The sequence below is a fragment of the Streptomyces sp. URMC 123 genome (assembly GCF_051386515.1).
Taxonomy (GTDB): Bacteria; Actinomycetota; Actinomycetes; order Streptomycetales; family Streptomycetaceae; genus Streptomyces.
Genome location: NZ_JBPQTV010000297.1, coordinates 1 through 8,007 on the forward strand (window position 1 = coordinate 1; position 8,007 = coordinate 8,007).

7 protein-coding genes are annotated in these 8,007 nt (G+C 74.1%); 1 reads left to right on the top strand and 6 read right to left on the bottom strand.

The window, feature by feature from the left end; translation table 11 throughout:
• The 6 genes from ACSNOD_RS25275 to ACSNOD_RS25300 form a co-directional block, all read right to left on the bottom strand.
• Window positions 1–1,505, bottom strand: a 1,505-nt coding sequence (locus tag ACSNOD_RS25275) for a lipopolysaccharide biosynthesis protein (RefSeq protein WP_436769355.1), incomplete at its 3' end; no start/stop codon positions are given.
• Between the two features lie 88 nt (window positions 1,506–1,593).
• Window positions 1,594–2,373 (bottom strand): polysaccharide deacetylase family protein, encoded by a 780-nt coding sequence (locus ACSNOD_RS25280; RefSeq protein WP_436769356.1) that lies wholly within the window; start codon window positions 2,371–2,373, stop codon window positions 1,594–1,596.
• Between the two features lie 386 nt (window positions 2,374–2,759).
• The gene (locus tag ACSNOD_RS25285) at window positions 2,760–3,821 is read right to left on the bottom strand and encodes a glycosyltransferase family 2 protein (RefSeq protein ID WP_436769350.1); all 1,062 of its coding nucleotides are present in this window, start codon (window positions 3,819–3,821) and stop codon (window positions 2,760–2,762) included.
• 1 nt (window position 3,822) lies between these two features.
• Window positions 3,823–4,773, bottom strand: coding sequence for a glycosyltransferase family 2 protein (locus tag ACSNOD_RS25290; RefSeq protein WP_436769351.1), 951 nt, complete (start codon window positions 4,771–4,773; stop codon window positions 3,823–3,825).
• A gap of 384 nt (window positions 4,774–5,157) precedes the next feature.
• Complete coding sequence (locus tag ACSNOD_RS25295) at window positions 5,158–6,267, bottom strand: GNAT family N-acetyltransferase (protein ID WP_436769352.1); 1,110 nt, start codon at window positions 6,265–6,267, stop codon at window positions 5,158–5,160.
• Window position 6,268: 1 nt separating this feature from the next.
• Complete coding sequence (locus ACSNOD_RS25300) at window positions 6,269–6,661, bottom strand: hypothetical protein (protein ID WP_436769353.1); 393 nt, start codon at window positions 6,659–6,661, stop codon at window positions 6,269–6,271.
• A 412-nt stretch (window positions 6,662–7,073) separates the two neighbouring features.
• On the opposite strand from ACSNOD_RS25300, the gene ACSNOD_RS25305 reads away from it, so the two are divergent.
• Window positions 7,074–7,892 carry an SGNH/GDSL hydrolase family protein gene (locus ACSNOD_RS25305; protein WP_436769354.1) on the top strand — a complete coding sequence of 273 codons (819 nt, stop codon included), beginning with the start codon at window positions 7,074–7,076 and terminating at the stop codon, window positions 7,890–7,892.
• The last annotated feature ends 115 nt before the right edge of the window (window positions 7,893–8,007 follow it).

The following is an 8,007-nucleotide window of genomic DNA, read 5'->3' on the forward strand; positions in this document are numbered from 1 at the left end:
CCGGGGGACTGCTCCCGCTCGTGCCGGGCGGGCTCCGTGGAGGGGCCGGACGCCTCGGCCCGCGGGGCGGCGACACCCCGGCCCGAACCGGCGCCCGGGCCCCCCTCGCGGCCGTCGTACGGGCCCTGACGGTCGTACGGACCCTGCTGACCGTGGCCGTGACGGCCCCGGCCCGGCTCGGGCGGCAGTTGCCCCGGCAGGCTCCTCAGCAGCCGGCGCAGCTGCCACCCGGCGACCGCCGTGACCGCCCCCAGACTCGCCACCACCGCCACCCCCACGCCCGCCAGCCCCATCCTCGGCAGCAGCACCACCGTCAGCCCCAGCACCAGCAGGCACAGGGTTCCCTGGAGGGCGGCGAGCCACGCCGTCCGGCTCCTGGCCCGGAGCACCGCGAAATACACCTCGATGACCACCCGGAGCAGGGCGCCCACGGTCAGCAGGCGCAGCAGCCCGCTGGCGGCGTCGGCGTAGCCCGCCCCGAACACGCCCAGAATCCGGGGGGCGAACAGCAGCAGGACGAGACAGACCGGCAGCATGACCCGCAGGGTGCGCAGCAGCGCCGCGCGACAGTACTCCGCGAGGCGCGCCGGCTCGTGCGAACCCTCGACGGTGAGCGACGACCCCATGTTGACGGCGAGGAGCTCCACCGTGCCGCCCATGGTCACCGCGATGTAGAAGTACGCGTTGTCGGCCGGCGCCACCTGGGCCGCCACGATCACCGGCAGCAGATAGACGACCGCGAGCGAGAACAGCGACCCGGTGGAGTCCCCGGCGAGGAACCGCCCCATCTCCCGCGCCGAGAGCGGCCGCGCTCGTCCGGCCGTGGCCCGCACATGGCGGGGCACCAGCCTGCGGAACACCAGCCACCCCAGCGGCAGTACGGAGACCGCGATGGCCGCCACCCAGGACACGTACACCCCGGCGATCGGCACCGCGCCGGCGACGGCCACCAGCAGCACCAGCTTGGCCGCCGAGAAGACCGTGTTGCCCACCGGCACCCACACCGCGTCGCGCAGTCCTGTCAGCACCCCGTCCTGGAGCGTGAGCACGGCCCACAGCACCACGGCGACGACGAAGAACGCGCCGTCGAGGGGGCCGTGCAGCATGCGGTACGAGGGCCCCCACAGGTCCAGGGTCAGCAGAAAGGCGACCGCCGCCAGGGCCACCAGCACCGAACTGCCCGCGTAGGTGCCGAGCACCAGCCGGGCCGTGGCCCGCCCGGCCACGGGGATGAAGCGGGCCAGCGCCCCGGTGAGCGTCACCGCGGTCAGACCCGCCAGCAGCTTCATCGCCGCGATCGCCGCCGAGCCCTGGCCGACCGCCTCCTCGGAGTAGTAGCGGGCCGCCACCAGCCAGAAGCCCAGCCCGAGCAGCGCGGAGACCGCGGTGTTGAGCATCAGGGCGTAGGCGTTGCGCACCAGGGGGCTGGCGCGGGCACCGGGCCGCCTCCCGGGGGCGGCCGTGCCCGCCGTGGCCGGGGCGCCCGCGGCCGGGGCGTCCGCCACCGACGGCGCGCCGGGCGCCGATGACGCCCCCGGCCGCGCGTTCGGGGCCCTGCCCGCGCCCGAACGGCCGGCCGTGGACGGTGTCGTGTCAGTCTCGGACACGGGTTCCGGTCACCCTCCCCAGGACCTGGCGGGATCTGCGCACCACCGCGTACCCCTTGGTCAACGCCCGGTCGCCGGCGAAGGTACGGGCGACGGCCCGGCCCTCCACGAGCCGGGCGAACTCCTCGATGCGCGTGGTGCGCCGTACGGTCAGCCGTTCGAGGGCGTACGGGCCCTGCCGGCGGTGTGCCAGCCCGTTGCCGACCGCCAGTGACTGCGCGAAGCCGGCGGCTCGCACCGCGCGCCGCACCCGCGGGCTGGAGTAGCCGTAGGGGTACGCGAACGACACCGGCGCGGTGCCCAGGTGTTCGGCGAGCACCTCCCGGCAGCGGGTGACCTCGAAGGTAAGCCGCGCGTCGGGCACCTGGTCGAGCTGCGGGTGGGTGTGGCTGTGGCCGCCCACCTCCACGCCCTCGGCGGCCAGCTGCCGCACCTGCTCCCAGTCCAGCATGGTGTCGCAGGCCCCGGGCGCCTCATGCGGTCCGCGCACCCAGCCGGTGGACACGAACAGCGTGGCGGGGAAGCCGTACTCGCGCAGTACGGGCAGCGCGTGCCGGTGCACGCCCTCGTAGCCGTCGTCGAAGGTGATGAGCACCGTGCGGTGCGGCAGCAGAACTCCGGAGCGCCAGGCGGCGCCCAGCTCCGCAGTGGTGACGGGCGTGAAGCGGCGCTCGGCGAGCAGCGCCATCTGCCGGGCGAACGCCGACGGCGTGACGGAGAGGCCGTACGCGGCGGCGGCGGGCCGGTCCGCCACCGAGTGGTACATGAGTATCGGCACCCGCTCGGTCGCGCGGGCCCACGCGCCGGCCTCGCCCCGGGCCGCCCTCGTCGGCCCGCGCCCGCTGCTCTCCCGGCTCCCCGGGCCGTCGGCCCCGTCGCCGGGGGCGCCGTGGACGCCGTTCGCACCGCTCACGCCGTTCACGCCACTCGTACCGTTCGCGCCGCTGTACGGCTCGCTGTACGGGCCGCTGTACGGTTCGCCGGTCGCGGCGGGGCGCGCGTTGTCGCGCACGCCGTTGCGCGAGCCGTTCGAGCCGTTCACGCCGTTCGCGCCGTACGTGCCGCTCGGGCCGTGGCCGTTCGCGCCGGTGGGGCCCGCCCGGCTCACGCCGTTCACACCGTTCACGCCGCTGTTCACGCCGCCGTTCATGGTCATGCCTCCCCGTCGCCGTGCGTCGCCGCCCGCCGCGCCGGTGCCGCCCGTTCGATCGTTTCTGCGGGCTCCGGGGCGGGCCCCGGGGCCACCGCCCCCACCGCCCCCGGTGGCGGCCCGCCGCGGCGCGCCCGCAGCGCCCCCAGGGCGTAGCCGGCCGCCGCCGCCGCGACACCCGTGACGATGGCCGCCGCCCGGCCCGCCCCGCCGGGCCGGCCGAGCAGCGCGTCCCGCAGCCCGCGCACCACGCCCGCCGGCAGCACGCGCGTGGTGTAGCGGCGCTCGGTGGCGAGCCCGTCGCGCGCCCCCACCCTGCGCGCCACCAGTGCCTTCGAGAGCCCCTCGGCGTACGCCCGCGTCCGCACATAGCCGAGGCGCTCCCGCGCGGGCGGCACCCGGTGGTGGATGACCGCGCGGTCGTCGATGAGCAGAACGGCGTCCGGGCGGGCCTGGGCCAGCCGGATGCACAGCTCGGTCTCCTCGCCGCCCAGGGGTCTTCGGTCGCCGTCCCTGCCGATCCCGGTGGTGAAGCCGCCGGCCGCGGCGAACGCGGTCCGGCGGAACGAGGCGTTGCCGCCCAGGACGTTGCGCACCCGCACCCGGCCCGGGGGCAGCCCCCGGTAGGTGCAGCCGACCACCCAGTCCAGCTCCTCGGGGAACCAACTCGGCCGCCGGCCGGAGGACCAGACGGGCACCGTCCGGCCGCCCACCGCCATGACCGCGGGATCGGCGTAGCCCCCGGCGAGGTGGCGCAGCCAGTCCCGCTCGGCCACGGCGTCGTCGTCGAGGAAGGCCACCACCTCGCCCGAGGAGGCCGCGATGCCGGTGTTGCGGCCCGCCGACAGGCCGCGCGGGCCGCCGTTGGCGAGCACCCGCACCCCGGGGACGGCCGCGTACTCCGCGGTCAGCCGGCCCAGCAGCCGCTCCTCGTGGTCCACCACGAGCAGGATCTCGTGCGCGGGGTGCGACTGCTCGCGGACCGACGCGACGGCGGCCAGGATGTCCGCCCAGCGCTCCTGGGTGTGGACGCAGATGACCACGGAGATCGACGGGCCCGTCATGTCACCTCCCCGGCCGGGCGCTCAGCGCCTGCCCGCCGCCGCCCAAGGCCTGTCCGCCGCCGAGCGCCTGTCCGCCGCGCAGCGCGCCGCGCGCGCCGAGCGCCCCCCGAGCCGTCGCGCGCCGCCGTTCGCGCCGGGAGCCGCGCTCGCGCAGGATGACGCGCAGGACCCGCAGCCCGTCCCGGACGGCCCGCAGATTGCTGGTGCCGTGGATGCGGTCGAACTCATGGCTGGGGATCTCCTGGACGCGCAGCCCCGCCTTGACGACGCGGATGTTCATCAGCGTCTCCACCTCGAAGCCCGCGCAGTCGAGGGCGATCTCGTCCAGGCAGCGCTTCCAGAAGGCGTTGTATCCGTAGCAGAGGTCGGTGTAGCGGGCGCCGAACTTGGCGTTGACCAGGGCGGTGAGGACGCGGTTGCCCAGGCGCCGCACGGGGGTCATGTCGTCCGTGCCGCCGCCGTTGGCGAATCTCGACCCCTTGGCGAAGTCGGCGCCCGAGACGAGGGCCGACACATAGCTGACGATCTCCGAGCCGTCGGCCGAGCCGTCCGCGTCGACCATGACGATGATCTCGCCGGTGCAGGCCGCGAAGCCGGTGATCAGCGCGTCGCCCTTGCCCTTTCCGCGCTGCCGGACGATGCGTACGTCCGGCCACAGTTCCTTGGCCACCCGCACCGTGTCGTCGGTCGAATTCCCGTCCACCAGAACGACTTCGTGAATCCATTCGGGCAGGGTCTTGAAGACGTACGGAAGATTCTCCGCCTCATTCATGGCCGGGATGACCACACTCACCGGCGGAGCGATCGCCAGATAGGACGACACCGGGCGATACTGTGTCGGAATTCGACCGAGTGGTGGATCGGTGGTGGCCGTTCCGGTCGTTGTCGGCGTTGTCGTCGGTGCGGCCAAGGGATCGTCGCCCGCTTCCGCGGGGCGAAGAAACGAACTCATGAGTCTTTTCCCTCTCGTCCGGTGGACCGCGCCGGAGCGGTCCGGTGGCGTTTCCGGTGCGAAAGGGGGGTTCTCACCCCGTCGTACGGCGTGGTGGGCCGTGAGCCGGGGTGAGTTGGCACGTGTTGCTGGCCGAGCGGCACATGACCCGGCGCCTCGTCGGCGGCCGAGCACGGCAAACCCCCCCTACCGTGCCCCGCTCATAACCCATCGCGACCTATGAGCCCTCCCCTTGAGCCGCTTTACCCGATGGGCGGATGCGGGTGGATGTCATGCGGATGGACGCACAACGGTAGTGATGATGACAACTCTATGCCAGGAGCGGGTGTTTCCGCTCGGCTTTCCGGGTTTTTGGCATTTGCCGGTGATGAGGCATACGGAATATCAGGTTCCGGAGACTTTGCGGCTCACTCGGATTTTCCCGATCCGCTTCAGAATTCGATCAGCGGTTTCGAACAGTTCCGGTCTGGAGTGCACGGCATTGCGCAGCGCCCGCACCGGCGCCCGGTGCGCCCGATGGCCCAGGGCCACCGGATGGCGGCGCATCACCCAGCCCTCCGACACGGTGAACTCGCCGGTCTTGAGGTCGTCCTTGTACGGCTTGTCGCCCCGGCCGAGGTCCAGCAGCGCCAGTCCGTCCGCCGCGCTCGCCTCGGCCATCCGCAGATGGAGCACCAGCCCCGGCGAGTACTTGCGGAACCGGGGGTCGTACGCCGGGAACCAGCAGCTGAGCACCTGGCGCGAGCGCGGCCCGAAGTGCGCCGCGATCGGCTGCCCGCCCGCGTACAGCACGGACAGCTGTCCGGCGAACGCGGCGGTGCGGGTGTGGAAGAGGCGCTCCACCAGCTGGGTGATCCACGGGTGCGAGAACCGGTCGCTGCGGCCGGTGCGGCGGTACTGCGCGGACTTCCACGCCATCAGCGTCCGCAGCGCCGCGGGGTCGCGCTCGTCGTGGACGTAGGCCACCTCGCCGACCTGCCGGCCCAGCCGGCGCTCCTTGGCCAGCGTGGTCTTCAGGAAGGTGGGCGCGGTGGCCCGCAGATGCGCCAGATAGGCCTCGTACCCCTGCGCGACCTCTATCACGGGTGAGGCGAACGAGGCGGTGACGCCGCCCTCGAAGGGCTGCTGGCCCGCCAGCAGATGGTCGAACTCCCACACCGACAGGCCGCAGGCGCGCAGCAGTTCCCGGGCGTCCCACCGGAACCCGGGCCGGTGCACCACGCCCTGGCAGTCGGAGACCCCCAGGCCGATGGCGCGGCCGACCCCGGCGGCCGAGCGCTGATAGGGGAAGAAGGCGGCCGGTTCGCCGCCCTCGCGCACCACCGCTATCCGCGCTCCGCGCCGTACCCGGCCCACCGTCAGGGCGAACTCGGGCGAGAGGAAGGGGTTGGCGAGCTGTGGGCTGCCGTGTGCGGGTGCCTGTGTCTGGATGGCCGTCCATGCCGCCCGGTCGGCCGCTGTGAGCTCGCCCGGGCGGTACACCCTGATGTCCACCTCAGGGGACCCGGGTCCGCGCCGTGCGGCCGCGGCGCCGCCGCACCAGGGCCAACAGCAGGATGAGCAGGCTGAGTCCGGCGATGGCCAGGACGCCGCCCCGGATCGACCAGATGTGCAGGGCGAGCATGGCCTGCGCGGTCAGCAGGTCCACCGCGGCGGCCCCGCCCGCCGCGACCAGCCAGCGGCTGAGCGGATCGAGCGCGGGCAGCGCGGCGGCCACCGCGGCCGCCGGTGCGACGACGAGGAAGAAGAGGGTGAAGGGCGCGCGCAGTGGCGACGCCACGTCGGCCAGTGCCAGCACGGCACCGGCCGCGCTTATCGCGACGGCCGCTCCCGCGATCACGGGAAGTGCGTCGCTGGACGCGGATCTGTTGTCGTGGAAGGTCTGCATTGGCGACTTTGCCCCCCGAAGCGCCGGATGCCGGGCTTCAATGTCGCGCAACCGGCTCGGAGGCGTCAAGACGCGTACGCACGGGGCGGGGAGCACGTCAACGGCTCCCGGGCGCCCCTCCCGCCACGGCCACGACCACGGAGCCGCCGCCCCCGCTTCGGCGCCGCCCGGACCGCCCCGCGCCCGGCCACGGCCGCGCTCGGCTCGGACCGCCCGCGCCCGGCCGCGGTCCCGCGCCGCCCCGTCCGGCCGCCGGTCTCGCGCCGCCCCGTCCGGCCGCCGGTCCCGCGCCGCCCCGCCGCCGTTCACCCGGTCGGCGCCACCCGGCCCCGCCGTTTTGGCATGGACACTTCCAACACGCCCCGTGTCCTGCTACGACGAAGGAGGCAGAGACCCTGCTAAGGGAGGTCCCATGAAGACGACCAGACGCGCGACGGCCGCCGGCTCCGCGCTCCTCCTGTCCGCGGGGCTCGCCCTCACCGGGGCGACCGCCGCGCATTCCGCCCCCACCTCCGACACGGCCGTGACCAGCTACGCGGCCCTCGGCGACTCCTACTCCTCCGGCCTCGGCGCCGGCGACTACGACCCCGACAGCGGCGCCTGCAAGCGCAGCGCCCGTGCCTACCCGGCCCTGTGGGCCTACGCCAACCGCCCCGACCGGTTCACCTTCGCCGCGTGCATGGGCGCCCGTACGGGTGATGTCCTCAGCGATCAGCTCGACGCGCTGGACCCCGGCACCTCGCTCGTCAGCCTCACGGTCGGCGGCAACGACGCCGGCTTCGCCGACGTCATGACCACCTGTGTGATCAGCTCGGAGAGCGTCTGCCTCGAACGCATCGCCCGGGCGCGCGCGTTCGTGGCCAACACCCTTCCCGGCCGGCTCGACACCGTGTACAACGCCGTCGCCGAGCGCTCCCCCCGCGCGCACGTCGTCGTCCTCGGCTACCCCCGGCTCTACCGGCTGAACGGGACCTGCGTCGGCGGCCTCAGCGAGCGCGAGCGGGTGGCGCTCAACGCGGCCTCGGACGACCTCAACGCCACCACCGCCAAGCGGGCCGCCGACCACGGCTTCACCTTCGCCGGCGTCACCGCCAACTTCACCGGCCACGAGATCTGCTCGGGCGACCCGTGGATTCACAGCGTCACCCTGCCCGTGGAGAACTCCTACCACCCCACCGCGGCCGGGCAGTCCGGCGGCTATCTGCCCGCGTTTCGCGCCGCCGCGCGCTGACCGCCCGGCCGATCAACGACCGACGGAACCGATCAACGACCGACGGAACCGATCGACCGACGGACCGAACCGACCCACCGGCCGACCGATCCGCCACCCCCCACCGACCCCCCAC